At 61.3% G+C, this 25,645-nt stretch carries 24 protein-coding genes and 6 pseudogenes; 17 read left to right on the forward strand and 13 right to left on the reverse strand.

The features are described 5' to 3' along the window. The first annotated feature begins 26 nt into the window (after window positions 1–26). The 7 genes from PTE31013_RS16730 to PTE31013_RS16760 all read left to right on the forward strand — a co-directional run bounded on the left by PTE31013_RS16730 (window position 27) and on the right by PTE31013_RS16760 (window position 5,643). The gene (locus PTE31013_RS16730; protein WP_150613901.1) at window positions 27–569 is read left to right on the forward strand and encodes an OmpH/Skp family outer membrane protein; all 543 of its coding nucleotides are present in this window, start codon (window positions 27–29) and stop codon (window positions 567–569) included. A 26-nt stretch (window positions 570–595) separates the two neighbouring features. Then, entirely contained in the window at window positions 596–1,654 is a 1,059-nt protein-coding gene (gene lpxD, locus PTE31013_RS16735) for a UDP-3-O-(3-hydroxymyristoyl)glucosamine N-acyltransferase (RefSeq protein WP_174978607.1), read from the forward strand. Beyond that, window positions 1,651–2,109 carry a 3-hydroxyacyl-ACP dehydratase FabZ gene (gene fabZ / locus PTE31013_RS16740; RefSeq protein WP_150613902.1) on the forward strand — a complete coding sequence of 153 codons (459 nt, stop codon included), beginning with the start codon at window positions 1,651–1,653 and terminating at the stop codon, window positions 2,107–2,109. Before lpxD ends, fabZ begins: the two co-directional genes overlap by 4 nt. Before the next feature lie 17 nt (window positions 2,110–2,126). Further along, the gene (lpxA, locus tag PTE31013_RS16745) at window positions 2,127–2,918 is read left to right on the forward strand and encodes an acyl-ACP--UDP-N-acetylglucosamine O-acyltransferase (protein WP_150613903.1); all 792 of its coding nucleotides are present in this window, start codon (window positions 2,127–2,129) and stop codon (window positions 2,916–2,918) included. Between the two features lie 3 nt (window positions 2,919–2,921). After that, a complete protein-coding gene (gene lpxB, locus PTE31013_RS16750; protein WP_174978597.1) occupies window positions 2,922–4,097 on the forward strand; it encodes a lipid-A-disaccharide synthase in 1,176 nt (391 codons plus the stop codon). A gap of 122 nt (window positions 4,098–4,219) precedes the next feature. Beyond that, entirely contained in the window at window positions 4,220–4,867 is a 648-nt protein-coding gene (rnhB, locus tag PTE31013_RS16755) for a ribonuclease HII (RefSeq protein ID WP_246174644.1), read from the forward strand. After that, window positions 4,864–5,643, forward strand: a complete 780-nt coding sequence (locus tag PTE31013_RS16760) for a TrmH family RNA methyltransferase (protein WP_150613905.1) — start codon at window positions 4,864–4,866, stop codon at window positions 5,641–5,643. The genes rnhB and PTE31013_RS16760 overlap by 4 nt, the downstream gene beginning before the upstream one ends. Before the next feature lie 106 nt (window positions 5,644–5,749). On the opposite strand, the gene ppsR is transcribed toward PTE31013_RS16760, so the two are convergent. Continuing rightward, on the reverse strand, window positions 5,750–6,628 hold the full coding sequence (gene ppsR / locus PTE31013_RS16765; protein ID WP_150613906.1) for a posphoenolpyruvate synthetase regulatory kinase/phosphorylase PpsR: 879 nt from the start codon (window positions 6,626–6,628) through the stop codon (window positions 5,750–5,752). A gap of 265 nt (window positions 6,629–6,893) precedes the next feature. Here ppsR and ppsA point away from each other — a divergent pair, with 265 nt between their 5' ends. The 3 genes from ppsA (at window position 6,894) to PTE31013_RS16780 (ending at window position 11,016) form a co-directional block, all read left to right on the forward strand. Beyond that, window positions 6,894–9,284 carry a phosphoenolpyruvate synthase gene (ppsA, locus tag PTE31013_RS16770; RefSeq protein ID WP_150613907.1) on the forward strand — a complete coding sequence of 797 codons (2,391 nt, stop codon included), beginning with the start codon at window positions 6,894–6,896 and terminating at the stop codon, window positions 9,282–9,284. Window positions 9,285–9,460: 176 nt separating this feature from the next. Then, window positions 9,461–9,895: an NfeD family protein gene (locus tag PTE31013_RS16775; RefSeq protein ID WP_150613908.1), complete on the forward strand. Its 435-nt coding sequence runs from the start codon at window positions 9,461–9,463 to the stop codon at window positions 9,893–9,895. Between the two features lie 143 nt (window positions 9,896–10,038). Continuing rightward, on the forward strand, window positions 10,039–11,016 hold the full coding sequence (locus PTE31013_RS16780; protein ID WP_150613909.1) for an SPFH domain-containing protein: 978 nt from the start codon (window positions 10,039–10,041) through the stop codon (window positions 11,014–11,016). Window positions 11,017–11,182: 166 nt separating this feature from the next. Here PTE31013_RS16780 and smpB read toward each other — a convergent pair. Continuing rightward, window positions 11,183–11,632: pseudogene (gene smpB, locus PTE31013_RS16785) on the reverse strand (SsrA-binding protein SmpB); the annotation flags it as partial. A gap of 154 nt (window positions 11,633–11,786) precedes the next feature. On the opposite strand from smpB, the gene PTE31013_RS16790 reads away from it, so the two are divergent. After that, window positions 11,787–12,221 carry a type II toxin-antitoxin system RatA family toxin gene (locus tag PTE31013_RS16790; protein ID WP_150613978.1) on the forward strand — a complete coding sequence of 145 codons (435 nt, stop codon included), beginning with the start codon at window positions 11,787–11,789 and terminating at the stop codon, window positions 12,219–12,221. Next, window positions 12,211–12,546, forward strand: coding sequence for an RnfH family protein (locus PTE31013_RS16795; protein WP_150613911.1), 336 nt, complete (start codon window positions 12,211–12,213; stop codon window positions 12,544–12,546). Before PTE31013_RS16790 ends, PTE31013_RS16795 begins: the two co-directional genes overlap by 11 nt. 93 nt (window positions 12,547–12,639) lie before the next feature. Here the strand turns inward: PTE31013_RS16795 and PTE31013_RS16800 are convergent, their stop codons facing one another. Beyond that, window positions 12,640–13,569: a DMT family transporter gene (locus PTE31013_RS16800; protein ID WP_150613912.1), complete on the reverse strand. Its 930-nt coding sequence runs from the start codon at window positions 13,567–13,569 to the stop codon at window positions 12,640–12,642. 283 nt (window positions 13,570–13,852) lie between these two features. Between PTE31013_RS16800 and guaB the strand changes: the two genes are divergently transcribed. Genes guaB through guaA form a run of 3 tightly spaced genes read left to right on the forward strand, consistent with a single transcriptional unit; the run spans window position 13,853 to window position 17,570 of the window. Beyond that, a complete protein-coding gene (gene guaB / locus PTE31013_RS16805) occupies window positions 13,853–15,313 on the forward strand; it encodes an IMP dehydrogenase (RefSeq protein WP_150613913.1) in 1,461 nt (486 codons plus the stop codon). A 6-nt stretch (window positions 15,314–15,319) separates the two neighbouring features. Then, window positions 15,320–16,012: a hypothetical protein gene (locus PTE31013_RS16810; protein WP_150613914.1), complete on the forward strand. Its 693-nt coding sequence runs from the start codon at window positions 15,320–15,322 to the stop codon at window positions 16,010–16,012. Then, window positions 15,987–17,570: a glutamine-hydrolyzing GMP synthase gene (gene guaA / locus PTE31013_RS16815; RefSeq protein WP_150613915.1), complete on the forward strand. Its 1,584-nt coding sequence runs from the start codon at window positions 15,987–15,989 to the stop codon at window positions 17,568–17,570. The genes PTE31013_RS16810 and guaA overlap by 26 nt, the downstream gene beginning before the upstream one ends. 272 nt (window positions 17,571–17,842) lie before the next feature. Here the strand turns inward: guaA and PTE31013_RS16820 are convergent. Continuing rightward, window positions 17,843–17,986: pseudogene (locus tag PTE31013_RS16820) on the reverse strand (IS3 family transposase); the annotation flags it as partial. A gap of 45 nt (window positions 17,987–18,031) precedes the next feature. Here PTE31013_RS16820 and PTE31013_RS25385 point away from each other — a divergent pair. After that, a pseudogene (locus tag PTE31013_RS25385) lies at window positions 18,032–18,208 on the forward strand (IS30 family transposase); the annotation flags it as partial. Here the strand turns inward: PTE31013_RS25385 and PTE31013_RS25170 are convergent. The 5 genes and pseudogenes from PTE31013_RS25170 to PTE31013_RS16850 form a co-directional block, all read right to left on the reverse strand. Continuing rightward, a pseudogene (locus tag PTE31013_RS25170) lies at window positions 18,159–18,742 on the reverse strand (transposase); the annotation flags it as partial. The pseudogenes PTE31013_RS25385 and PTE31013_RS25170 sit on opposite strands and share 50 nt — an antisense overlap. A 132-nt stretch (window positions 18,743–18,874) precedes the next feature. Continuing rightward, complete coding sequence (locus PTE31013_RS16835; protein ID WP_150613918.1) at window positions 18,875–20,080, reverse strand: MFS transporter; 1,206 nt, start codon at window positions 20,078–20,080, stop codon at window positions 18,875–18,877. After that, entirely contained in the window at window positions 20,077–20,406 is a 330-nt protein-coding gene (locus PTE31013_RS16840) for a hypothetical protein (protein ID WP_150613919.1), read from the reverse strand. The genes PTE31013_RS16835 and PTE31013_RS16840 overlap by 4 nt, the downstream gene beginning before the upstream one ends. A 2-nt stretch (window positions 20,407–20,408) precedes the next feature. Further along, window positions 20,409–20,972, reverse strand: coding sequence for an isochorismatase family protein (locus PTE31013_RS16845; protein ID WP_150613920.1), 564 nt, complete (start codon window positions 20,970–20,972; stop codon window positions 20,409–20,411). Between the two features lie 28 nt (window positions 20,973–21,000). Continuing rightward, window positions 21,001–21,453, reverse strand: a complete 453-nt coding sequence (locus PTE31013_RS16850; protein ID WP_150613921.1) for a MarR family winged helix-turn-helix transcriptional regulator — start codon at window positions 21,451–21,453, stop codon at window positions 21,001–21,003. Window positions 21,454–21,500: 47 nt separating this feature from the next. On the opposite strand from PTE31013_RS16850, the pseudogene PTE31013_RS16855 reads away from it, so the two are divergent. Beyond that, a pseudogene (locus PTE31013_RS16855) lies at window positions 21,501–21,674 on the forward strand (DUF3363 domain-containing protein); the annotation flags it as partial. Window positions 21,675–21,716: 42 nt separating this feature from the next. Here the strand turns inward: PTE31013_RS16855 and PTE31013_RS16860 are convergent. From PTE31013_RS16860 to kce, 4 genes and pseudogenes are all read right to left on the reverse strand, one after another. Continuing rightward, a pseudogene (locus PTE31013_RS16860) lies at window positions 21,717–21,845 on the reverse strand (IS3 family transposase); the annotation flags it as partial. A gap of 280 nt (window positions 21,846–22,125) precedes the next feature. Continuing rightward, window positions 22,126–23,151 carry a porin gene (locus tag PTE31013_RS16865; protein ID WP_150613922.1) on the reverse strand — a complete coding sequence of 342 codons (1,026 nt, stop codon included), beginning with the start codon at window positions 23,149–23,151 and terminating at the stop codon, window positions 22,126–22,128. 88 nt (window positions 23,152–23,239) lie between these two features. Beyond that, window positions 23,240–24,589, reverse strand: a complete 1,350-nt coding sequence (locus tag PTE31013_RS16870) for an MFS transporter (protein ID WP_150613923.1) — start codon at window positions 24,587–24,589, stop codon at window positions 23,240–23,242. Between the two features lie 115 nt (window positions 24,590–24,704). After that, entirely contained in the window at window positions 24,705–25,628 is a 924-nt protein-coding gene (gene kce / locus PTE31013_RS16875; RefSeq protein WP_150613924.1) for a 3,5-dioxohexanoate:acetyl-CoA acetone transferase, read from the reverse strand. Window positions 25,629–25,645 lie beyond the last annotated feature (17 nt).

Raw genomic sequence — 25,645 nt, forward strand, 5'->3', positions numbered from 1 at the left:
TATTGTAGTTATCGTTGTAAAGGGGTATGACATTGAACGGTATCCGTAAGCATTGCCTGCGCGGCGTGGCCGCGGCGTTGCTGGCTGGGGCGGCCTTTGCTGCCATGGCTCAGGATGCGCGCATTGCCGCAGTCAATTCGGATCGCATCCTGCGCGATTCGGCACCGGCCAAGGCCGCACAAGCCAAACTCGAAGCCGAATTCTCCAAGCGAGACGCGGACCTGCAGGCCATGGCCCAGCGTCTCAAGGCGATGTCGGACAAGCTCGACAAGGACAACCCGACGTTGTCCGACGCCGAGCGCGCCAAGCGTCAGCGTGATCTGGCCGCCGCCGACACCGAATTCCAGCGCAAGCAGCGCGAGTTTCGTGAAGACCTGAATCAGCGTCGCAACGAAGAACTCGCCGCAGTGCTCGATCGTGCCAATCGCGTCATCAAGCAGATTGCGGAAGCCGACAAGTACGACCTGATCGTACAGGAAGCCGTCTACGTGAGCCCGCGTATCGACATCACTGACAAGGTGCTCAAGACCCTGAACGCGAGTTCGGGCGGTGGCACCGGCGGCAAGTGACGGGCTCGTCCTCGTTGCCGGGGTCGCTGTCGATTTCGTTGGCGCAGTTGGTCGCCCGCTTCGGCGGCGACCTCGTGGGCAATGGCGAAGTCACCGTGGCCGGCCTGGCACCGCTTGATCGTGCGGGCGCGAATCAGCTCGCGTTCCTGTCCAATCCGCTGTATCTCGCCGATGTGCCTAACTCAGGCGCGGCGGCCGTGATTCTTTCCCGGGCCGACTTCGACACGCTGCCGTCTCATGAGGGGCGTGCGTGGATCGTCGCACCGAACCCCTATGCGTACTTCGCGCGCGTGGCGCAGATGTTCGCGCAGGCGGCGGCCCCGGTCCCCGCGGCGGGTATTCATCCGAGCGCTGTCGTTGATCCGACGGCCGTCGTGCCGGCATCGTGCGTGATCGGTCCGAACGCCGTGATCGAGGCCGGTGCACGTCTGGGAGAGCGGGTGCGTCTGGTGGCGAACGTGTTCGTCGGTCGAGGCACGACATTGGGCGACGACGTGCTCGTCTATCCGAATGTCACGCTTTACCACACGAGCGTGATTGGCGCGCGTTGCGTGATTCACGCGGGCGCCGTCATCGGGTCGGACGGTTTTGGTTTTGCGCCGGACTTCTCTGCCGCCGGTGGCGAATGGGTGAAGATTCCGCAGGTGGGACGCGCAGTGATCGAGGACGACGTCGAAATCGGCGCGTCGACCTCCATCGATCGCGGGGCGATGGCCGATACGGTGATCGAGCGCGGTTGCAAGATCGACAACCAGGTGCAGATCGCGCACAACGTGCGTGTCGGCGCTTTCACGGTGATCGCTGCGTGTACGGGCATCGCCGGTAGCAGTACCATCGGTAAATTCTGCATGCTGGGTGGCGCCGTGGGCGTGGCCGGGCATGTCACGATTGGCGACCGCGTCGTCGTGACGGCAAAATCGGGGGTATCGAAGTCGATTCCCGGCCCGGGGACGTATACGAGCGCGTTTCCGGCCATCCCAAACGCCGAATGGAACAAAAACGCGGCCATCATGCGCAATCTGGACAAGATGCGTGATCGCGTGCGTCAACTTGAAGCGAAGGTCAAAGACCTGCAAGATAAATGAGCGAGACCACTATCAATATCGACATCCACAAGATCATGAAGCTGCTGCCGCATCGGTATCCGATGCTGATGGTGGATCGCGTGATCGCGCTGGAGCCGCACAAGAACATCAAGGTCATCAAGAACGTCACGATCAATGAGCCGTATTTCACAGGCCATTATCCGCAGCGTCCGGTGATGCCTGGCGTGCTGATCGTCGAGGCGCTGGCACAAGCCGCCGCGCTTCTCACCTTCTCGGAAGAGGTGGTGCATGACGAGAACACGCTCTACTATTTCGTGGGAATCGAGAGCGTACGCTTCAAGCGCCCTGTCGAGCCGGGCGACCAACTCCTTTTGGACGTGCACTTCGTGGCCCACAAGCGAGGCTTCTTCAAATTCAAGGGGCAAGCCCTCGTAGACGGCAATATCGCGGCGGAAGCCGAGTTCATGTGCATGGTCAAGAAGAACGGCGAGTAACCGGAATTAAGACGCTCATGACGAACATTCATCCCACTGCGGTCGTCGATTCCAAGGCGCAACTGGCTGACGACGTCGTTGTCGGTCCCTATGCGATCGTCGGGCCGAACGTGACGATCGGCGCTGGTACGCAGATTCTTTCCCACTCGGTTGTCGACGGTCATACGGCGCTGGGCGAAGGCAACAAGATCGGCCCGTTCGCGTCGATCGGCGGCACTCCCCAGGATATGAAATACGCTGGCGAGCCGACGAGGCTCGTCATCGGCGATCGCAATACGATCCGCGAGTTCACGACCATTCACACCGGCACGGTGCAGGATGGCGGTCTGACCAGTGTTGGCAGCGACAACTGGATCATGGCGTACGTGCATATCGCTCACGATTGCCATGTGGGCAACCACACGGTCTTTTCCAGCAATGCGCAAATGGCCGGCCACGTCATTGTTGGCGACTGGGCGATCATCGGCGGCATGACGGGGGTGCATCAGTTCGTGCGCATCGGGGCACATTCGATGGTCGGAGGCGCGTCGGTACTCGTGCAGGACGTACCGCCGTTCGTCATCGCGTCGGGTGACCGCGCGGTGCCTTACGGTATCAACGTCGAAGGGCTGCGGCGCCGCAACTTCACGGCCGATGCGATTACGGCGCTGCGTCACGCGTACAAGCTGCTCTACAAGAGCGGGCTGACGCTTGACGAAGCGAAGGTGCAGATCGAAGCCTTTGGCAACGCCGGGGCACCGGACGTGTCCGATGCCGTGCGCGCGCTGCTCGACTTCCTCAACGCCAGCACGCGCGGTATCGTGCGCTGACCCATGCCGACGACCCTTCCCGGTGCCGGCCAGCGAACCCTGGCGATGGTGGCCGGGGAGTTGTCGGGCGATCTCATTGCCAGCAGCGTGCTTGCCGGTCTCAAGCAGAGCCTTCCGGCCGATATTGCTTACGCAGGTGTCGGCGGCCCTCATATGGCGGAGGAAGGTTTCGACGCCTATTGGCCCATCGACAAACTCTCTGTCATGGGCTATGTCGAAGTCATCAAGCATTTGCGCGAGATTCTCTCGATTCGCAAGCAACTTCGCGAGCGCTGGCTGGCGGATAAGCCGCTCGCGTTCGTCGGCTTCGATGCCCCGGACTTCAATTTCGATCTCGAAATCAAGCTGCGTGAGGCGGGCATTCCCACGATTCATTTCGTGAGCCCGTCGATCTGGGCGTGGCGCGGTGGCCGCATCAAGAAGATCAAGCGCGCCGTCGATCACATGTTGTGTCTGTTCCCGTTCGAGCCGGAGATTTACCACCGCGCGGGCATCGACGCGACGTTTGTCGGCCACCCGATGGCCGACAAGATTCCAATGGTGCCCGACGTCGCTGGCGCGCGCGGCAAGCTGGCGCTGCAAGGCACCGGCCCGGTCGTCGCTGTCTTGCCGGGTAGCCGGGCGTCGGAGGTGCAGCGGCTCACGCCGGTGTTCTTCGCGGCCATGCGCCTGCTTGCCAGGCGCGAGCCGTCGATTCAATTTGTGCTTCCGGCGGCGACACCGCGCCTGCGCACGCTGATGCAACCGATCGTGGACGCGCACAGCGATCTCAACCTGAGCGTGATCGACGGTCGCGCACCGCTCGCGCTGGAGGCCGCGGACAGTGTGCTGCTGGCGAGCGGCACGGCCACGCTCGAAGCCGCGCTGTACAAGAAGCCGATGGTCATCTCGTACAAGGTGCCGTGGCTGACGGCGCAGATCATGAAGCGGCAGGGCTACTTGCCTTACGTTGGGTTGCCGAACATTCTGTCGGGCGAGTTCGTCGTGCCGGAGTTGCTGCAGCATTTCGCGACCCCGGAAGCGCTCGCCGACGCCGTCTGGAAGCAATTGACCGACCCGGCATTGCGCGAGGCCTTGCAGGCACGTTTTACGAAAATCCACGAGCAGTTGCGCCAGAATACGGCCGAGCGATCGGCCGAAGTGATCGCACGTGTGCTGCGTGAGAAGGGGCGGATATGAGCGAGGACGTGAAGGGGCGTCGCGGCTTGCGCAAGGGCGCCTCGGGCGATGACGTGTCGCCCGCGCCCGTCAACCCACGGGTGAAGTCGGCCATCAAACCGCGCACCCGGTCGCCCAAGGCAATGCTGCCGCAAATGGCGCTCGAATTGTTCCCCGACGTGGCTACAGATCTGACTTGCGGCGTGGATGAAGTCGGGCGCGGCCCGCTCGCCGGACCCGTTGTGACGGCGGCGGTGATTCTCGATCCGGAGCGTCCGATCGAGGGGCTGGCCGATTCGAAGAAGCTGACGGCGCAGCGTCGCGAAGCGCTTTACGAGGAAATCGTCGAGCGCTCTCTCGCTTATTGCATTGCCGAGGCGAGCGTGGCGGAGATCGATTCGCTGAATATCCTTCACGCGACGATGCTCGCGATGCAGCGCGCGGTGAATGGGCTGTCGCGCGTGCCGACGCTTGCACTCATCGACGGCAATCGCTGCCCGATGCTACCGATGCGGGCGGAAGCCATCATCAAGGGCGACGACAAGGTGCCGGCAATTTCGGCGGCGTCGATTCTCGCAAAGGTCACCCGCGACCGCCAACTCGTCGCGTTGCACGAGGCATTCCCGCAATATGGTTTCGACGAGCATGTCGGTTATGGCACGCCGCGCCACCTCGCGGCGCTGCGTCTGCATGGGCCGAGTCCGCATCATCGTCAATCGTTTGCGCCGGTGCGCGAAGCCTTTGCATTATTCGGCGCGCTCACCGTCTCGCGTGTGAGCCGTTCGTCATGAAACTCATCAGTTCCAAAGACAATCCCTTCTACAAGCGGCTGAAACAACTGGCGCAGTCGAACCAGCAGCGGCGCAAACTCGGTCAGACATTGCTCGAAGGCGTGCACCTGGCCGACGCCTATCTCGACGCACTGGGACAACCGCTTGTTTGCGTGGCAGCGGAATCGGCGCTGGGGAACGACGAAGTCGCACAGATCTGGGCGAGGGTCGACGCCGATCGTCGCGTGTGCTTGCCGCATGTGCTGTTCGAACCGTTGTCGACGCTCGTCAACGGCGTGCCGCTGCTTTTCGTGGTCGAGATGCCGTCTGGGCATTTACCGGCGACGCAAACGACGGACTGCGTCATTCTCGACGCGGTGCAGGATGCGGGCAATGTCGGTTCGATCCTGCGCACGGCGGCGGCGGCCGGTGTGCGCGATGTGTATTGCATGTCGGGCACGGCGCTCGCGTGGTCGAGCAAGGTGCTGCGTGCCGGTATGGGCGCGCATTTCTCGCTGAATATCGTGGAGCATTGCACGCCGGATTCGCTCGCTCCGCGTTTGTCGGTGCCGTTGCTGGCGACGAGCTTGCAAGCGAGCACGTCGCTCTACGCGCAGGATCTGCGCTCGGCCGTGGCGTGGGTTTTCGGAAACGAGGGGGCTGGGGTGTCACCGCAGTGGCTTGAGCGCGTGCAACGGCCGATCCGTATCCCGCAGCCGGGCGGTATGGAGTCGCTCAATGTGGCGGCGTGCGCGGCGATCTGCCTGTTCGAGGCGGTGCGTCAGCGGCTATCTTGAGACGACGTTTGGCGGCGTGCACGCCAACCCCAACAAGAAGGGACGCTTGTGGCGTCCCTTTCTGTTTTCTGCTTTCGGCGTGGCACTGCGGGTGCGGCGGACAACGTCAGTAGACGTCGCGCTCCAGCTTGATTTCCTGCAGGATGGTCGTGGCAATTTCCTCGATGGACTTGTGCGTCGACGACAGCCACCGGATGCCCTCGCGTCGCATCATCGCCTCGGCCTCGTTGACCTCGTAGCGGCAATTTTCCAGCGACGCATACTTGCTGCCGGGGCGACGTTCGTTGCGAATCTCCGAGAGGCGCAGCGGATCGATGGAGAGCCCGAAGATCTTCTCCTTATATTGATCGAGCGTGGAGGGCAGCTTCTCGCGTTCGAAGTCTTCCGGAATCAGCGGATAGTTCGCGGCCTTCACGCCGTATTGCATGGCGAGATAGAGCGTCGTCGGCGTCTTGCCGCTGCGCGACACGCCCACGAGGATCACGTCCGCACTTTGCAGGTTCTTGTTGGACTGACCGTCGTCGTGCGCAAGCGAGAAGTTCACCGCCTCGATCCGGTTCTTGTACGCCTCGCTGTCTGCGTTCTGGTGGACACGGCCGATGGCATGCATCGACTTGAGGCCCAGTTCCAGTTCCAGCGGTTCGATGAACGTCTGGAACATGTCGAGAATCACACCCTGGCAGTTACGCAGGATCTCGTTGGCCCGGGCGTCGACAAGCGTGCTGAAGATGATCGGGCGGATGTTCTCGGTCCGATACATTTCATTGATCCGTTGCGCCGTTTCATAGGCTTTATCGACGGAATCGACGAACGGAACGCGAATCTGACGGAAACGCATCTCGAATTGCGCGAGGATCGAATGCGCGAACGTTTCGGCCGTAATGCCGGTGCCGTCGGACACGATGAAGACCGGACGCGCGGCGACCGGTTTGGCCGGTGCGGCGGGAGAGGTCGGGGAATTTCCGTTGGTGATGGCGTCGGTCATGCGCAGAATCGCAAAATGGTGCGTTGCACGGTAGAATAGCGGCAACTTGTTGGATAAGCAATTGCGAGACGCTTGCGCACCGCCCGGCGTCAGGCCCGTGGAGCGGGGCGCGGCGGGAAGTCAGGCGAGTTCGGCGCCGGTCGTCTAGGACTTGCCCCTGGTTCGCGACGCCGCCCATGCGCGATTTCTTATCCAACAGGTCGATCGGCCTCTGTCAGTCCCAGCCGATCCTCCGAGAATTTTTTTTCTTACCTTAGGGGCTTTTATGACTAACGCAGCACACGACGGCGCCTACGTGGTGCCGTTTGAGCATCTGCGCATGACCGATGTCGAATCGGTCGGCGGCAAGAATGCATCGCTTGGTGAAATGATCAGCCAACTGGCCAGCGCCGGCGTGCGCGTACCGGGTGGCTTCGCCACGACGGCTTACGCATTCCGCGAGTTCCTTCACCACAACAATCTGACCGAGCGTGTTGCGCAGCGCCTCGAGGGCCTGGACGTCGACAACGTCAAGGCCCTCGCGCAGGCCGGTGCCGAAATCCGTCAATGGATCGTCGACGCCCCGCTGCAGCCGCAGCTCGAGAAGGATATTCGCGAGCAGTTCGCCCGTATCACCGCCGACCAGCCGGATGCGTCGTTCGCCGTGCGTTCCTCGGCCACGGCCGAAGATCTGCCGGATGCGTCGTTCGCCGGCCAGCAAGAAAGCTATCTGAATGTCGTCGGCATCGAAGACGTGCTCGATCGCATGAAGCACGTGTTCGCGTCGCTGTACAACGACCGGGCCATTTCGTATCGCGTTCACAAGGGTTTCACGCACGCTGAAGTGGCGTTGTCGGCCGGCGTGCAGCGCATGGTCCGCTCGGATTGCGGCGCGTCGGGCGTGATGTTCACGATCGACACGGAGTCGGGTTTCCAGGATGTCGTTTTCATCACGGCCAGCTACGGCCTGGGCGAAACGGTTGTGCAGGGCGCCGTGAACCCGGATGAGTTCTACGTCTTCAAGCCGACGCTCAAGGCCGGCAAGTACCCGATCATTCGCCGTACGCTCGGCTCGAAGCTGCTCAAGATGGAATTCACGCAACCGGGCGAGCCGGGCCGTGTGAAGACCATCGACGTGCCGATGGAGATGCGCAACCGTTACTCGATCACCGACGATGATTGCGTCGAGCTGGCCAAGTTCGCGCTGATTATCGAGAAGCACTACGGTCGTCCGATGGACATCGAGTGGGGTAAGGACGGTAAGGATGGCAAGATCTACATCTTGCAGGCACGTCCGGAAACGGTGAAGAGCCAGGCGATCGGCAAGGTCGAGCAGCGCTTCAAGCTCAAGGGCAATGCACCGGTGCTGACCACGGGCCGTGCCATCGGTCAGAAGATCGGCGCGGGCGCAGTGCGCGTGATCATGGACCCGAGCGAGATGGAACGCGTGCAGCCGGGCGACGTGCTGGTGGCCGACATGACCGACCCCAACTGGGAGCCGGTGATGAAGCGTGCCGCGGCCATCGTGACGAACCGCGGCGGTCGTACGTGCCACGCGGCGATCATTGCCCGTGAACTGGGTGTGCCGGCCGTGGTGGGTTGTGGCGATGCCACCGACGTCCTCAAGGACGGCGCGCTCGTCACCGTCTCGTGCGCCGAGGGCGATGAAGGCAAGATCTACGACGGTCTGCTCGAGACCGAAATCACCGAGATCCATCGCGGCGAAATGCCGAAGATCCCGGTGAAGATCATGATGAACGTGGGCAACCCGCAACTCGCCTTCGACTTCGCGCAGTTGCCGAACGAAGGCGTGGGTCTGGCGCGCCTGGAATTCATCATCAACAACAACATCGGTGTGCATCCGCGCGCGATTCTCGAGTACCCGAACATCGACGCCGACCTGAAGAAGGCGGTCGAATCGGTGGCTCGCGGTCATGCGTCGCCGCGTGCGTTCTATGTCGACAAGCTGGCGGAAGGGATTGCCACGATTGCCGCTGCCTTCTATCCGAAGAGCGTGATCGTGCGTCTGTCGGACTTCAAGTCGAACGAGTACAAGAAGCTCATCGGCGGTTCGCGTTACGAGCCGGATGAAGAGAACCCGATGCTGGGCTTCCGCGGCGCGTCGCGTTACATCTCGGAAGACTTCGCCGAAGCGTTCGAGATGGAGTGCCGTGCGCTCAAGCGCGTGCGCGACGAAATGGGCCTGACCAATGTCGAGATCATGGTGCCGTTCGTGCGTACGCTGGGCCAGGCGGAGCGTGTGGTCGACATGCTGGCCGGTTACGGGCTGAAGCGTGGCGAGAACGGCCTGAAGCTGGTGATGATGTGTGAAGTGCCGTCGAACGCCATTCTGGCCGACGAGTTCCTCGAGTTCTTCGACGGCTTCTCGATCGGTTCGAACGACCTGACGCAGCTCACGCTGGGTCTGGACCGCGACTCGGGCATGGAACTGCTGGCCAGGGACTTCGACGAGCGCGACCCGGCGGTGCGGTTCATGCTCAGCCGCGCGATCAAGGCGTGCCTGTCCAAGGGCAAGTACGTCGGCATCTGCGGTCAGGGCCCGTCGGACCATCCGGACCTGGCCGTGTGGCTGGCGAAGGAGGGCATTGCGTCGATGTCGCTGAACCCGGACACGGTGATGGAAACGTGGCAACAGCTTGCCAATCTGGCGAAGTAACTGTCCCTGACGGTCATGCACTGTCACGATAGCGACCTCGATTAGGACGCGTCCGAGCGGCACCTCGGACGCCGCCGAAAGGTAGGGCCATCCCGCGGGATGCGCGCGCTGATCGGTGGGTTTCGTGCTATAAACCCCGGTATCACACCGGGGTTTTTTTGTGTCTGGGAGTTGCGATGGAACAGGCTTGGCTGTGGTTCGGCATTGCCGGATTGACCGTGGTGCTGGAGCTGGCAAGTGGTACGTTCTATCTCTTGATGGTGGCGCTCGGCATGACGGCCGGCGGCATTGCGGCACTGTTGCGCATCGACTGGCCGTTGCAGTGGGTGGCTGCGGCCGCGGTCGCCGGCGTGGCTGTCTGGATGCTGCGCCGGAGCCGGTTCGGCCAGCGACGCATCAAGGTCGACGCGTCGGCCGATCCCAATACCAACCTCGACATCGGTCAGCGTTTGCACGTGGACGCCTGGGATCCTGACGGTCAGGCGCGCGCGATGTATCGCGGTGCCGAATGGGATGTCGCGCTTTTGCCGGGAGAGTCGCCGAGCGCAGGATGGTTCGTGATTTGCGAGGTTCACGGCAGCCGGCTGTACGTCGCGCATGTGACGGCTTAGGGGGCCGGTTAGGGGGGCAGTTTGGCGTGCAGACGCGCGTATCTCGCCTTCGCATCGACGTCGTCGCATTGCATCGCATCATCCGCCGTTGCGGGTGACGGGGAATTCACCCGCTGACGTGGCGGGTGCTTCAAGGGGGAAACATGTTTTCCAACGTCGCGTTTATTCTCTTCATCATCGCTGTGATCATTGCAGCGCGCTCGATCAAGATCGTGCCTCAGCAGCACGCCTGGGTGGTCGAGCGTCTCGGCAAGTATCACGCGACACTCACACCGGGGCTGTCGATCGTCGTGCCGTTCGTGGACCGTGTGGCCTACAAGCATCTGCTCAAGGAAGTGCCGCTCGATGTGCCGAGCCAGGTTTGCATCACTAAGGACAATACGCAGTTGCAGGTCGACGGGATCCTCTACTTCCAGGTCACGGATCCGATGAAGGCGTCGTACGGTTCGAGCAACTTCATTGTCGCGATCACGCAACTCGCGCAAACGACGCTGCGTAGCGTGATTGGGAAGCTGGAACTCGACAAGACCTTCGAGGAGCGCGAATTCATCAACCACAGCGTGGTGAATGCGCTTGACGAGGCGGCGTCGAACTGGGGCGTAAAGGTCCTGCGCTATGAAATCAAGGACCTCACGCCACCGAAGGAGATCCTGCATGCGATGCAGGCGCAGATTACGGCTGAGCGCGAAAAGCGCGCGTTGATCGCGGCGTCGGAAGGCAAGAAGCAGGAGCAGATCAATCTGGCGGCCGGCGCGCGGGAGGCGGCGATTCAGAAGTCGGAGGGCGAGCGCCAGGCGGCCATCAACCAGGCGCAAGGTCAAGCGGCGGCCATCCTGACGGTGGCGAACGCGAATGCCGAGGCCATCCAAAAGGTTGGCACGGCAATTCAGACGCAGGGAGGAATGGAGGCCGTGAACCTGAAGGTTGCGGAGCAGTACGTGGAAGCGTTCAGCAAGATCGCGAGGACCAACAACACCGTGATCGTGCCGGGGAATCTGGCGGACATGGGCGGCATGATCGCGTCGGCACTCAAGATCGTGCGCGGTATCGAAGGCGGGTCGACGCAGAGCGTTGACGGCGGCGGCGCTGGCGGCTTGGGAAATTCGAGTGCCCGGCGCTAGTCCGGCATCGCAAGAAAACGGCGCGTGCTGAACGGTCCAGGTTCCGTGGTTCAGTGCAATACGGGCCGCTTTCTCTTGGCGGTGGGGGGGGCCGTCCGCCCGCCGTCCGCTCGCTTCGAGGCACACGTTACCCGTTACGCGGCGATAGCGTCTTAGGTATGGCGCCTTACGTTGGCGTGCGCATCAGGCGAGCTCTCTCGCGTTCCCAGTCGCGCGTCTTTTCCGTCTCACGCTTGTCGTGCAGCTTCTTGCCCTTGGCCAGCCCGATCTCGCACTTCACGAGGCCTTTGCTGTAGTGCAGGTTGAGGGGCACGAGCGTGTAGCCGCGTTGCTCCACCTTGCCGATGAGTTTCTTGATTTCGTCGGCCTTGAGAAGCAGCTTCCGGGTGCGCACAGGGTCGGGTTTGATGTGCGTCGATGCCGTTTGCAGCGGGCTGATGTGTGAGCCGATCAGAAAGATCTCGCCATGCTTGATGACGACATAGCCTTCCTTGATCTGCGCCCGCCCAGCGCGAATGGCCTTGACTTCCCACCCTTCGAGCGCGATCCCGGCTTCGTATCGCTCCTCGATGAAGTAATCGAAGAAGGCTTTCTTGTTGTCGATGATGCTCATGGATCCTTGGCGGGTAACTTGGTCGGACCCGGTGAGTCGGGCTCGGGTAAAATAGCGATTTTAACAAAGAGTCTCGGCAAGAGGCGGCTTGCGTTGCGAGCGCATCGATACTGCATCGATGACTACCGTATCCTGCATGCGCCTTGCCCGACAGACGATGGCCGAAGTCAGTAAAACCGTTCTCGTGCATTTCTCCGCCGAGCAAATGTACGATCTGGTGACCAATGTCGCCGACTACCCCAAATTCCTGCCTTGGTGCGGCGGTGTCGATATTCGGCACCAGGATGAGCACAGTATGGAGGCGTCGCTGATCATCGACTTCAAGGGCCTGAAGCATTCGTTCGCGACGCGCAATCTCCAGGAGCGTCCGCATTCCATTCAGATGACCTTCGTCGAAGGGCCTTTCAAGCGTTTTCACGGCACATGGAAGTTCACGGCGCTGCGCGAGAACGCGTGCAAGATCGAGTTCGGTCTTCACTACGAATTTGCAAGCTTTCTGCTCGAGAAGGTGATCGGCCCTGTGTTCAGCCACATCGCCAATACGTTCGTCGATGCATTCGTTAAGCGTGCGGAGACCGTTTATGCCACGTGAGTTGCACGTCGAGGTCTGCTACGCATTGCCCACCGGGCAGACGATTGTCCCGATGACGTTGCCGGAAGGCGCCACGATGCGCGAGGCGATCGAGCGCAGCGGTTTGCTGCAGCGGTTTCCGGAGCTGGATATTTCGCGCATGAAAGCCGGTGTGTTCGGCAAGCTGCGTGCGCTGGATGTCGCCGTGGAAGCGGGGGATCGGATCGAAATCTACCGGGGGCTGAAGGCCGACCCCAAGCTCGCGCGTCAGCGACGCGTGGAAAAGGTGCGCAACGAAGGGAGCCGCGAAGGGCAGAAGTGGCTCGGCAGTCGCCGCGGCAGTTGAGGGCGGCAGCGCTGCGCCGGTGCTGCGCGGACGGGTAGGCGGATCAGAACCCTGGTGCGTGTGCTGATTGGCGTGCGAATCACCGCACGCGAGTCAGTGTGCCGTCCGCCGCGAATGCAAACGTACCGACGCGCTGACACCTGCCAGCAGCAAGGCGATGGCAGCGAGTTCCAGCAGGCGTGGCAGACGCTGTTCGTAGACGAAGCCGTAGACCAGTGCGAACAGCGTTTCAAACACGATCATCTGTCCCGACAGCGTGAGCGGTAGCCGCCGGCTCGCCGCATTCCAGAAGGCATTGCCGATGGTCGACGCGCCCACCGCCACGGCAATGTTGACGATCAGGAACATTTGCCAGTCGCGCGGCGCGTCGAGCGCGACCGGGTGCGGAAGCCACACGGCCGGAATCGCGAGCACTAGCGCGAGCACGCCGGTGGCAACGCCCGTCAGCAGCGACCATTCCTGGCTCGTGAAGTGTCCGAATCGCGCAAGATAGCGGGCGTTGGCGACCGCGTACCACGTCCAGCTCACGAGCGCGCCGACCGCGCAGCCGATGCCGGCCAGCGTCAGCCGCCAGTCCGCGCCGCTTGCCGAGGCATGGGCGAACACGTCGACGTTGATGCAGACGATGCCCGCCGCGACCAATGCCAGCGGGCCTGCCAGTCGCGACAGGGGCAGGGCGCCGTGGTCACGGCTGCCGATCAATGTCACCGTCACGGGCAGCACGCCCACAATCAGCGAGGCCGGCGCAATTCCGGCCATCTGGACCGCACCCGCAAGAAACAGGTAGTACACGAGATTGCCGACAAGGCTCAACCGGAACAGCGCGCGCCAGTCGTTGCCGGTGACGGCGTGCCGTAGACGCGCCCAGAGCGGGACGAGCAGCACGGCGGACACCAGTCCGTAAAGGACGTAACGGGCGGCCGACAGTTCCAGCGGCGAGAAGCCGGGCAGCAGGCGAGGGGCCAGAAAGACCAGGCCCCACAAGGCGCCCGCTGCCAATCCATAAGAAATGCCTTGCCCCATGAAATTCGTACCCGTGGTTCGTGATGGCGAGATGCCGGTGATCCGCGCCGGACGGCAGCGTGGCGTGCCAGTCAGGTCAGTGCAGGAAGGGCCGCAGAATAGCATGGGGCCGGGGCACTGCTCTTGTGAAATTCGGCAGTCGGCGTGGCTGGCGAGCCGGTCGCCGCAGCGGCGATGCGTGTTCGATCCGGCGCTCGGGAAAAAGCCCCTTGACATGTGGGGCAGACGCGCCATACCTCCTGCGATTTCTGTATAATTCGGTTTTGCGCCTATAGGATTTGTCATGCGTCTGATCCAAAAAGCACTCACTTTCGATGACGTGCTCCTCGTCCCGGCCTACTCTGCCGTTCTCCCGCGCGACACCAGCCTGAAAACCAAGCTCACGCGCAATATCACCCTGAACATGCCTTTGCTGTCGGCCGCCATGGATACGGTGACCGAAGCGCGCCTGGCCATTGCCATGGCGCAACAGGGCGGTATCGGCATTATTCACAAGAATCTGAAGCCGGCCGAGCAGGCGCGTGAAGTGTCGAAAGTCAAGCGATTTGAATCGGGCGTGCTGCGTGACCCGATCACGATTCCGCCGCACATGAAGGTGCGCGACGTGATTGCGTTGTCGCGTCAGCATGGCATTTCCGGTTTTCCGGTCGTCGAGGGCGCACAGCTCATCGGCATCGTGACGAACCGCGACCTGCGTTTCGAGAGCCGCCTGGACGAGCCGGTACGCGCGATCATGACGCCGAAGGACAAGCTCATCACAGTGCGCGAAGGCGCGTCGCCGGCGGATGCCGAGAAGTTGATGCACAGTCACCGCTTGGAGCGTGTGCTGGTCGTCAACGACGCATTCGAGCTGCGCGGCCTGATGACGGTCAAGGACATCATGAAGGCGACCGAGCACCCGCTCGCGAGCAAGGACGAACACGGCAAGCTGCGTGTCGGTGCCGCCGTTGGCGTGGGCGCAGACAATGAAGAGCGAGTCGAGTTGCTGGTGGCGGCGGGCGTCGACGTGATCGTCGTCGACACGGCGCACGGCCACAGCCAGGGCGTGCTCGACCGTGTGCAGTGGGTCAAGAAGCATTTCCCGCAGATCGAAGTGGTCGGCGGCAACATCGCGACGGCAAGCGCCGCGGTGGCGCTGGTCGAACACGGCGCGGACGCCGTCAAGGTCGGTATCGGCCCGGGCTCGATCTGCACGACCCGTATCGTGGCGGGTGTTGGTGTGCCGCAGATCACGGCGATTGCCAACGTGGCCGAGGCGCTCAAGGACACCGGCGTTCCCCTCATTGCGGATGGTGGCATTCGCTACTCGGGAGACATCTCCAAGGCGCTGGCCGCTGGCGCGCACACGGTGATGATGGGCAGCATGTTCTCGGGCACGGAAGAGGCGCCGGGCGAGGTGTTCCTGTACCAGGGCCGTTCGTACAAGAGTTATCGCGGCATGGGATCGGTGGGCGCGATGAAGGATGGTGCCGCCGACCGTTACTTCCAGGATCCGGCCAACAACGCCGACAAGCTGGTGCCGGAAGGCATTGAAGGCCGTGTGGCCTACAAGGGCAGCGTGATGGCGATCCTCCATCAGTTGACGGGCGGGATCCGCTCGTCGATGGGGTATCTGGGTTGCCCGACGATCCAGGACCTGCACGAGAAGGCGGAGTTTGTTCAAATCACGGCCGCTGGTATGCGCGAATCGCATGTGCATGACGTTCAGATCATGAAGGAAGCCCCCAACTACCAAGTGGAGTAATCGCCCATGAAGGCCATGTTGCGTACGGTACTGTTCCTCGATGCGGCGCTGAATCTGGCACTCGGTGTGCTGCTGATCGCGTCGTTCTGGTCATCGCTGTATGCGGCCATTGAAGTGCCCGCGCCATCGCCAGTGCTGTATGCGCAGGCGCTCGGTGTGGCCTTCATCGGCATGGCCTGGCTGCAATGGCACGCGACCCTGAATGGCCAGTTGACGGCGACCGTCGCGAAAGTGACAGGGCATGTCAACTGGGTGATCGGTGCATTCGTGCTGGGGTGGCTGATTTCCGGCCAGTTGGCGGTGACGGGGGGCGGCAAGTTGTTGATGCCTGCGCTCGGTGCCGTGCTGCTGGTGGTGGGCGCCATTCTCGTCAAGTTGGCGTCGAGCGTGCGTACGAAAGAGCGCGTGCAGGCGGCGCAGCAGGCGGGCGGTCGCGGGCGTGGCGGGGTCGTGAGCGACACCGTGCGCGACGTGCCGTACGATTATTCCGATGTCCGGGCTGGCGACGAGGCCCGAGGCAAGCGCGCTGAGCCGCGCATGGAGACGCCTCGCGGCGACTCCGCTTCCGTCAATACCACGCCGGTCGCGCCTGCGGGCACCACCGGCATTGTCACGCCCGTGCCTTCTGCCACGGCGCCGACGTCCAACGAATCCACTTCCTCCGTACCTCACGATGCACGACAAAATCCTCATTCTTGACTTCGGCTCGCAAGTCACCCAGCTCATCGGACGCCGCGTTCGCGAAGCGCACGTCTACTGCGAGATCCACCCGAACGACGTATCGGACGAATTCGTTCGCGAATTCAATCCGAAGGCGATCATTCTGTCGGGTAGCCACGCGAGCACGTATGAGGATCAGGATCTGCGCGCCCCGCAGGCGGTCTGGGATCTGGGCGTGCCGGTGCTGGGCATCTGCTACGGCATGTTCGCGATGACGGTGCAGTTGGGCGGTCAGGTCGAGGCGAGCCACCATCGCGAGTTCGGTTACGCCGAAGTGCGCGCGCAGGGCCATACGCCACTGCTCGAAGGTCTTGAGGATTTCCGCACGGCCGAGGGCCACGGCATGCTCAAGGTGTGGATGAGCCACGGTGACAAGGTCACGCAATTGCCGCCGGGTTTTGTGCTGATGGCGTCGACGCCGAGCTGCCCGATCGCGGGCATGGCCGACGTGTCGCGTCACTACTACGCGGTGCAGTTCCACCCGGAAGTCACGCATACCGTGAAGGGCCGTGAGCTGCTTGAGCGCTTCGTGCTGGAGATTGCCGGGGCGAAGCCGGACTGGATCATGCGCGACCACATCGAGGAAGCCGTCAAGGCGATTCGCGAGCAGGTGGGTGACGAGGAAGTGATCCTGGGGTTGTCGGGCGGTGTCGATTCGAGCGTTGCGGCGGCGCTGATTCATCGCGCCATTGGCGACCAACTGACGTGCGTATTCGTCGATCATGGTCTGCTGCGTTTGAACGAAGGCCAGATGGTGATGGAGATGTTCGAAGGCCGTCTGCATGCGAAGGTCGTGCACGTGGATGCCGCAGAGCAGTTCATGGGGCATCTGAAGGGTGTGACCGATCCGGAGCAGAAGCGCAAGATCATCGGCCGCGAGTTCGTTGAAGTGTTCCAGGCGGAAGCGAAGAAGCTGAAGAATGCGAAGTGGCTGGCGCAAGGCACGATCTATCCGGACGTGATCGAGTCGGGCGGAGCGAAGACGAAGAAGGCGAAGACGATCAAGAGCCACCATAACGTGGGCGGCTTGCCGGAGACGCTGGGTCTGAAGCTGCTTGAGCCGCTGCGCGATTTGTTCAAGGATGAAGTACGTGAGCTGGGCGTGGCGTTGGGTCTGCCGCACGACATGGTCTATCGTCACCCGTTCCCGGGCCCGGGTCTGGGGGTGCGCATCCTGGGGGAAGTGAAGCGCGATTACGCCGATCTGCTGCGCCGCGCCGATGCGATTTTCATCGAAGAGCTGCGCAACACGGTCGAGCCGAACAGCGGCAAGACGTGGTATGAGCTGACGAGCCAGGCGTTCGCGGTGTTCCTGCCGGTCAAGAGCGTGGGCGTGATGGGCGATGGCCGTACGTATGAGTGGGTCGTGGCACTGCGTGCCGTGCAGACGCAAGACTTCATGACGGCGCATTGGGCACACCTGCCGCATGACCTGCTCGGCAAGGTGTCGAACCGCATCATCAACGAAGTGCGTGGTCTGAACCGGGTCGTGTATGACATCTCGGGAAAGCCGCCTGCGACGATCGAGTGGGAGTGAAAATCCCAGCTGAATCAGGGGCTTAATCCACTCCCGCAGTCGCGCATTCGCTGATGTTGCGTTGATCCGTGATCGGGCTCTCGGTTCAGTTCGTCCGCTGTCTAGGCTCAAATTTGGACAGAATTTGGACAAGAAACGGCTTGGCAAACTGCCAAGCCGTTTTCCATTATAGAGCTGTAGCGATGCTGCAGCGCCGGCGGAAATGACTCACGACGCCTGTCCTTGAGCGGCGATTTGGACGCACGCCACAACCCGGGTCGCCTGACCTACCTTTTACGAGCCGTGCGCTCAGTCTTCAATGAACTGAAGAAGCTCTCCATCGCGGAGTTGTCCCATACCTCGCCGGCACGGGTCATGCTGCACGTGATGCCCTGCTCCTTGAGCGGCGCCTGGAAGTGTTCGCTCGTGTATTGGGCGGATTCAACCGGTCGTTGCAACACCTGTAATCGAAGAGGTGTTGCATGGTGCGAAGTGCAAAACGAGTGTATGAACTGACGGGACGAGCAGCGATGCATTCGCCCGGTGCCCCGTCAATTGGGCATGAGATCGAGCGTCGTTTTTGGCAGCAGATCGCGACTGGCATGACAAGCGAGAAAGCTGCGCACGCAGAGCCTGCTTGCGCATCAGCCGCTCGACGCGATGCAGGCCGCAGCGTAAGCCGAGTGCGAGCACATCGTGCCATACTCGTCTGGCGCCATATGTACGGTCACTGCTAAGGAAGCTCTGGCGCACTTGGACACTCAGGACTTCGTCGGTCCGGCGCCGCTGGCATGGCGGGCGAACCAACCACGCATAGAAGCCGCTTCGCGAGACACCGAGCGCCTCGCACATCATCCCCACCGGCCAGATTCCTCGGTGCTTCGCCATAAAGCCGAACTTCACGTCGACTCCCGCGCGAAGTAGGCCGCCGCTTTTTTCAGCAGGTCGCGCTCCATCTTGAGCTTCGCGTTCTCCTTCCGCAGTCGCTCAATCTCGGCCCGCGCCGACGTCATCACGCCTTGCCCAGGGAAAGCACGCTGCGGGTCGGCCACAGCATCCCGCATCCACTTACGCAGGACGTTCTCATGCACGTCGAGCTCGCGCGCCGCCTGCGCGACGGACACGCCGCGCTCCTTGACCAACTTGACTGCCTCGAGCTTGAACTCGCGACTGAACACTCTTCTCGTTCCCAACTGCCATCTCCGGTTTCACCTTCACACTTTAATAAGGTGTCCACCGAATCGGCAGCAGCCCAGTGAGGTCGTGTCGTTCAACATGAGCGAGAGGCGTTCCCTTTGTGAAGTTCGTCCCCCTGGCCGATTAATCTACCGCGTCATGGTGTAGACGGCCACGATGGCCGCGGCGATGCCCGATGCTGCGCCGACGCCGAGTGACCAGCGTGGACCCAGATGGTTCGCCACCCAACCCACGATCGGTGCACCAATTGGCGTACCCCCGAGCGCGATGGCCACGCGCAGTGCCATCACCCGTCCCCGCATGGCGGGCTCGGTCGTGAGCTGCATCAGGCTGTTGGTCGCGTTGGTGAAGGTCAATGCGGCTATCCCGATGACGACCAGGGCACCGGCGAACAGCCCATAGCTCGGGGCGATCGCGGCCAGCGTGCAACCGAGTCCGAAAATCGCGGCACCGATCGGCAGCGAGGTAAATCGTGGCCGATCGCGGCCCGCGGCAAGTAGTGCCCCTGAGACGGTACCGATGGCCATGATCGACGACAGGAGGCCGTAGCCACGTGCATCTGCGTGGAAGACACCGACGGCCATGGTTGAGATGAAGATCGGGAAATTCAGTCCGAACGTACCGATCAGGAACAGCATGACCAGGATCGCCTTGAGGTCTGGTCGGGACCATACATAGCGCAATCCCTCGGTCAGACTACCCTTGGTTCGGTGTGCCCGTGCGTTCGCATGCAGACCGGAGACACGGAGCAGAAACAGCGAGGCCAGCACTGCGACGAAGCTGGCCCCGTTGAGCAGAAACGCCCAGCCGGTGCCAACCGAAGCGATGACCACGCCGGCTATCGCGGGCCCGATCATGCGCGCCGCGTTGAACGAGGTCGAGTTGAGCGCGACAGCGTTTGGCAGATCCGCATCGCCGACCAGTTCTGTCACAAAGGTCTGGCGCACGGGGGCATCAAACGCCGAAGCGCAGCCGGACAGAAAGGCGAACACATAGACATGCCAGAGCTGGACGCTACCCGTGACGGTGAGAAGCCCCAGCGCCAAAGCAAGAACACCCATTGACGCCTGGGTCGCTATCAGGAGCTTGCGCTGGTTGTAATGATCGGCCGCGAAGCCAGTCCAGGGCAGCAGCAGGAGTTGTGGGCCGAACTGGAGCGCCATGACCGCGCCCACGGCCGATGCATCGTGACGGGTGAGTTGGGTGAGGACCAGCCAGTCCTGGGCCGTGCGCTGCATCCATGTCCCGACATTCGAGACCAGCGTCCCGGTCGCCCAGATCCGGTAGTTGACGTTCCTCAGCGAACGGAAGACGCCCGTTGCTGCCGCGCTCACGAATGCTCTGGCGTATTGCCGCCGTGGAAGCGGCCAAATAGCCGCGCGGAAAGTAGCCCGATGGCCAGGATGCCAAGCCCGAACGCGATGGCATCGCTCGTGCGTCTCAGGTCGAAATCACCGATGCGGCAAACGAGCACGTAACCGATGACCAGATTGAGAAACCCCCAGAGCACGTTTACCGTCGATGAGGACAGCCCTTGCCCTGGCGGTTCTGCGAATGGACTCTGGAACGGTTCTCCCATTACGCCGGCGACGAAGTGCGGCACAGCGTTCGTGAGAAAGGCGCCGCCGAAGAAGTAGGAGACGAGTTGAAGCCATACCATTTTCAGACGCTCCTTGTTGACAGTAGGTCGATGACGTCTTGAGCCGTGCCCGTTTCACCCAGCTTCGGAAAAATGTTCTTGATGCTGTAGTCATGCGCCTCAGAACGCGCGTCCGTCATGGCGTCGAGAGCCAGAGTGACATTGAAGCCATGCTCGTACGCCTGACGCGCGGTCGCCTCAACGCCAGTCCCGGTGGCGACACCAGTGATGACGACTTGGGTAACGCCCAGTGTCTTTAGTTGGTTTTCGAGACCGGTGTTGGCGAACGCGCCCCAGGTTCGCTTCGTCACAACGATATCGCTAGGCTGCTGATCGAGTTCGGGGATGAAGTCAGTCCACCCCGCCGGGAATGATCCACTGTGACGTGGCCGCTCGGTACGGCCCGGCGCGACGCCGGCAACGTTAACGAGAACGACCGGCAGGCCGCGTTCGCGAAACGCATCGAGCAGTGCGCGCGAACGATCCACGATCCCGTCAATGGGGTGAATGAAAGGGGAGCCGACGATGCCTTTTTGCAGGTCAACGATGATAAGGGCGGTAGTCGGGTCGAGCGTGGTGAGGGCCATGCGATTTCCTGAAACGAGTGGTGCCGGCTCAGAAGTCGGCGAGGCGTTGCAGCAGCTTCACTGCAGCCGCGAGTTCGCCTTGTTCCTGGGGGGATAGTTGCGCCTGCAGGGCACGGACCAGCCAGTCTTCTTTGGCGGTCCGGCTCTCCTTGAGGGTCTTCCTAAAACCGGGTGTCAGGTCGACGAGGGTTTGCCGACCATCGGTGGGATCGGGTTTGCCGCTGACTGCCTTCATCGCCTCTAGTCCGGCCACCGTGATACGCATGGACTGCGGACGGACGCTTTCCGCACGGGCCAAGGCGGACACGGTGGCGGGCCCGTCGCGATCCAGGCGGAGAAGCACCGACTTCTGGGCAGACGTGAAGTCACCGGGATGGGCTTGCTCCCGCACACGTCGAATCAGTTTGCCTAGTGAAATGCGCAATTCGCCGGCTAGGGTGGCCGCCGACGATGTGTTGGATGTGAGTGATGACTTGACCATGTCCAGACCATAACATAAATACAGAAAAACTGTACAGATTAACTGTATTGATGGTTGCGCTTTGGCGGCACAGGTATCGGCCGGTGGTCGACGGCCAGCGCGTAATCGGCATCTATCGGCGTTCCGTCATGCGTGCCACCGGACGTTACGTGATGCTCGATGACGGCACGGGCTTCTCGCTGGTACCGTGGAAGAGGGTGATGGAACAGCGGCTGGGCCTATAGCTCGGTGCTACGGTGCGCGGTGGCGGCTTGTTGTAGTGGTCAACCCATCCCGGACGCTGTGTTAAGTTTTTCTTCCGCAACCGCCGGTGCCAGTCCGTCATTGAACTGATGCGGCCGTACCCAGTTGTACCGGTGCATCAGGTAATGGATGGTATCCCGGTGTGCTTCCGCTCCCTCCGCATTCCCGTCCACGCGCGACCCGCATTCAACTCGTGCATGACGTCCGCAGAGACCTCCCGGGGCAGCCCTAGATCGTAGAACGATGTTGCAGGCTGCCCGACAAGTTCATTGAGCGGATACCCGCTTACCCTAGCGAAGGCAGCGTTGGCGTATTCAGCGATTCCATCAGCGCTGGCTCGGGTTATGAGGAAATCATCGGGACGGAACGCCTCTGACTCAAGTGGAAATTGATCTGTCGACGTTTCGTGCAGGATAATTTCCCCGCGATTTAGAAGAAGTGCGTTATGCCAAACTGAACACCCCGAGCGTTGGCGCCGGAGTAGTCAAGCGGAATCCCGGCGGTCGCGGCCCCCATAAGCGTATTCGTCGCGGCCTTCCTGTTGTCGAGAAACGCCGCAGCGGCGTACAGTTGAGTCGCTTTCGAAAGGAAATACTGTGTCAGGAGGCCGACCTGCTGGGCATTGTTGCCGCGCCCGGACCGGTCGTGCTGATAGGTGTATCCGAGCGACACGGAAGCGACCGGAGAAAAATTCCACCGAACGGACGTGCTGACCACCTGGCGTTCGATATTCGCGCTTCCCAGCTTGGCGGTGTGGAATGCCAGATAGGCGGTGACGTGGTCGAAGTCATAATGCCCGCCGAAGTAGGTCGACCGGAGAGTGTCCGTGTTCGTCGCATTCTTCACGGCCTGATAGACGGCGGTCAGATAGACGCGGTTCCTGATGTATCTCAGTGCCGCCTGATAGCTTGCGTTTGCGCCGGTCAGGCCGTTCCCAGTGGTTCCAAATCCGTAGTAAAGCTCAGTCGAAACACCTGCAATCGCGGGTGAAATGTAGGCGACCGTGTTGTCCGTGCGAACCGTATAGTCAGACAGGTTGTTCAAGCCGGAGGCAATGCTCGCCCCGAGGAATGCGTCGAGCTGCCCCTCGGAGAAAAACATCGGACTCGTTTGCCGGCCGAAGCGCAGTTCGCCGACGTTGTCCTTCGAAAGCGAGACGTAGGCCTGGCGGTTGAACTGACGTGCAGGGTCGGCGGCGGTGCCATTGCTGATATTGAAACCCTGCTCGAGAACGAAGCCCGCCTTGAGGCCGCCCCCCAGATTCTCGATACCCTTGAGGCCCCACCTGGACCCATAGAGCCCGCTTGATCCCATGCGAGCGGTAGTATGAGTGCCTGTATTCGTGTATTCGAGAAAGCCGTCGATGACACCATACATGGTGACGGACGAGGTCTGGGCAACTGCATGCGAGCAAAACGCGAGTGCGATCGAACCGATGACGATCTCTCTTTTCATATAGGTATCCTAATTATTAGTTATATTTTTATTTACGCCTGTGGGGACGTACGTAATTTGTCTCTAACTGAGCTTTCGTGTCTGGAGGTTAGTAAATCGAAGGGTTCTCGCGATTCGTCGCGGTGTCATCGGCGCGCACTTGAGCCTTGGGAAGCAGCGTTGCGAGGAGGGCTCCAATCAGCATGGCTCCTGCGAGTACATAAAGTCCAGAATCCACACGACTTGTAGCCTGCCTGGCGACGCCCAGGACATAGGGCGCAGCGTAACCGCCGAGATTTCCGATCGTCGCCATCAAGGCGATGCCGCCGGCAGCGGCCGCTCCTCGCAGAAGCGCGCCCGGGACGACCCAAAGTACGGTGATTGAAGAGAGCGCCCCCGCCAGTGCGATGGACAGGCAGCCTAGGGCCACGACTGGGGAGTTCATGAACGTGCCGGAGCCAAGAAAGCCCAGCGCGCCCACAATGCCGCTTACCGTAATATGACCGATACGTTCATTTCGGCGGTCCGAACTACGGCCGACAAGAATCATCGCGACGGATGCAAACGCGAACGGAATGGTGTTTGTCAAACCATTCAGGAACACGTCCTTCACGCCTAGATCTTTCACGATCTGGGGAAGCCAGAACGAGACGCCGTAAATGCTGCCGAGCAGGGTGAAATTCACCAAGGCCAGCAACCAGACGTGACGATTGGCGATGGCGTCCGCGAGTCGATGGCCGCGACCTTCGGCGCGACGTTGCTCCTCTTCCTGTTCCAGGGCGCCGGTGATGATCTTTCGCTCTTCCTGGCGTAGCCACGCCGCGTCGTGCGGGCCATCGCTCAGATAGAAGTAGGTGGCGATGCCGCCGATGATCGCCGGGGTGCCTTCCAGAATAAAGAGCCACTGCCAGTCCACGAGACCAGCGACGCCGTTCATCGATTTCATGATCATTCCGCTGATCGGGCCGCCTAGCACGCCGGCGAGCGGAACGCCGACAAAGAAGAGGCTGCAGACCTGCGACCGGAGCTTCATCGGAAACCAGTACGTGAGATAAAGGAGGATGCCCGGATAGAATCCAGCCTCGGCAACGCCCAAAAGAAAGCGAAGCGTCAGAAATGCAGCAGGCGTCGTAACGAGACTCATGCAGACCGAGATAGCACCCCAGACGACAAGGATGCGAGTGATCCAGAATCGTGCGCCGAAGCGTTGAAGCAGCAGGTTGCTCGGAATTTCGCACAAGGCGTAGCCGAGAAAGAAGATTCCTGCGCCAGTGCCAAACGCAACGTCCGAAAGTCCGATATCGGCACTCATATGCAGCTTGGCAAAGCCGACATTCACTCTGTCAAGGAAGGAGATGATGTACAGAATGAGAAGAAATGGAATAAGTCGGGTTGCAATCCTGTTATAAGTGGCTGCTTCCGTATCGGATGAGAATGCGGATGATGTAAAAAATTTCATTCATGTCTCCTCGCCCAATCATATGGATGTCATATTGGGTGTTATATAAATTACCTGCTTTTAAAACTCGACCTGCATCGCCAGTGAACGCCAAAAGCGGGGGCGATCTGCCAATTCAAAAGCCGACGTTCGATGCCCCCTTAAGGGCGAGCATTTTTCGGGCCTCATCCGGACTGGCGACTTCGAGGGAGAGGGCTTCGATGACTTTCCGGATTCGCGCAACCTGATCGGCATTGGTCTTTGCGAGCTGTCCCGGTCCATCCCAGAGCGAGTCTTCAAGACCTACGCGCACGTTTCCGCCGGTCGCCGCCGATATCGACGCAATCGGCATTTGATGCCGCCCGGCGCCAAGCACCGACCACACACATTGCGCTCCGAAAAGCCGGTCCACCGTGCGTTTCATGTGCGCGAAATCCTCCAAGTGCGTGCCGATTCCCCCGCGAAGACCAAACACGGACTGAATGAAGATCGGCGCCTTCAGCAGGCCTCTGTCTAGAAAGTGCGCGGCCGCATAGAGATGGGAAATGTCGTAGCACTCGATCTCGAAGCGCGTTCCATTTCCCGCGCAGGATTCGAGGATGTAGGCAATATCCCGGAAGGTATTCTTGAAGATCAGATCGTCGCTGTTCTCGAGGTACGGACGCTCCCACTCGTGCTCAAAGTGATCAAATCGCTTGAGCATCTCGTAAAGGCCGAAATTCATCGATCCCATATTGAGTGAAGCGACTTCCGGCTTGAATTTCAGTGCCGGTGCGAGCCGCGCTTCCAGTGGCATCGTGGGAGAGCCGCCCGTCGTAATGTTGACCACCACGTCGCTTCGTTCTCGGATCGCCGGGAGGAACGCCGAATAGATATCGGGATCCTGAGAGGGCCGGCCGTCAACGGGATCTCTCGCATGTAAATGGACGATCGATGCACCCGCGGCGGCGGCTTCGATCGCCGAGTTCGCAATCTGTTCCGGGGTGACCGGAAGGTAAGGCGACATTGACGGCGTGTGAATCGCGCCGGTTATCGCACAAGTGACAATGACTTTGTTCATTCGTTAACAACGCCAGA

This window comes from Pandoraea terrigena (assembly GCF_902459705.1).
Lineage (GTDB): Bacteria > Pseudomonadota > Gammaproteobacteria > Burkholderiales > Burkholderiaceae > Pandoraea > Pandoraea terrigena.

Coding starts and splice junctions, on each gene's coding strand:
- PTE31013_RS16730 (WP_150613901.1), top strand. CDS start 27: ATGACATTGAACGGTATCCGTAAGCATTGCCTGCGCGGCGTGGCCGCG.
- fabZ (WP_150613902.1), top strand. CDS start 1,651: ATGAGCGAGACCACTATCAATATCGACATCCACAAGATCATGAAGCTG.
- lpxA (WP_150613903.1), top strand. CDS start 2,127: ATGACGAACATTCATCCCACTGCGGTCGTCGATTCCAAGGCGCAACTG.
- lpxB (WP_174978597.1), top strand. CDS start 2,922: ATGCCGACGACCCTTCCCGGTGCCGGCCAGCGAACCCTGGCGATGGTG.
- rnhB (WP_246174644.1), top strand. CDS start 4,220: ATGCTGCCGCAAATGGCGCTCGAATTGTTCCCCGACGTGGCTACAGAT.
- PTE31013_RS16760 (WP_150613905.1), top strand. CDS start 4,864: ATGAAACTCATCAGTTCCAAAGACAATCCCTTCTACAAGCGGCTGAAA.
- ppsR (WP_150613906.1), bottom strand. CDS start 6,628: ATGACCGACGCCATCACCAACGGAAATTCCCCGACCTCTCCCGCCGCA.
- ppsA (WP_150613907.1), top strand. CDS start 6,894: ATGACTAACGCAGCACACGACGGCGCCTACGTGGTGCCGTTTGAGCAT.
- PTE31013_RS16775 (WP_150613908.1), top strand. CDS start 9,461: ATGGAACAGGCTTGGCTGTGGTTCGGCATTGCCGGATTGACCGTGGTG.
- PTE31013_RS16780 (WP_150613909.1), top strand. CDS start 10,039: ATGTTTTCCAACGTCGCGTTTATTCTCTTCATCATCGCTGTGATCATT.
- PTE31013_RS16790 (WP_150613978.1), top strand. CDS start 11,787: ATGGCCGAAGTCAGTAAAACCGTTCTCGTGCATTTCTCCGCCGAGCAA.
- PTE31013_RS16795 (WP_150613911.1), top strand. CDS start 12,211: ATGCCACGTGAGTTGCACGTCGAGGTCTGCTACGCATTGCCCACCGGG.
- PTE31013_RS16800 (WP_150613912.1), bottom strand. CDS start 13,569: ATGGGGCAAGGCATTTCTTATGGATTGGCAGCGGGCGCCTTGTGGGGC.
- guaB (WP_150613913.1), top strand. CDS start 13,853: ATGCGTCTGATCCAAAAAGCACTCACTTTCGATGACGTGCTCCTCGTC.
- PTE31013_RS16810 (WP_150613914.1), top strand. CDS start 15,320: ATGAAGGCCATGTTGCGTACGGTACTGTTCCTCGATGCGGCGCTGAAT.
- guaA (WP_150613915.1), top strand. CDS start 15,987: ATGCACGACAAAATCCTCATTCTTGACTTCGGCTCGCAAGTCACCCAG.
- PTE31013_RS16840 (WP_150613919.1), bottom strand. CDS start 20,406: ATGGTATGGCTTCAACTCGTCTCCTACTTCTTCGGCGGCGCCTTTCTC.
- PTE31013_RS16845 (WP_150613920.1), bottom strand. CDS start 20,972: ATGGCCCTCACCACGCTCGACCCGACTACCGCCCTTATCATCGTTGAC.
- PTE31013_RS16850 (WP_150613921.1), bottom strand. CDS start 21,453: ATGGTCAAGTCATCACTCACATCCAACACATCGTCGGCGGCCACCCTA.
- PTE31013_RS16865 (WP_150613922.1), bottom strand. CDS start 23,151: ATGAAAAGAGAGATCGTCATCGGTTCGATCGCACTCGCGTTTTGCTCG.
- PTE31013_RS16870 (WP_150613923.1), bottom strand. CDS start 24,589: ATGAAATTTTTTACATCATCCGCATTCTCATCCGATACGGAAGCAGCC.
- kce (WP_150613924.1), bottom strand. CDS start 25,628: ATGAACAAAGTCATTGTCACTTGTGCGATAACCGGCGCGATTCACACG.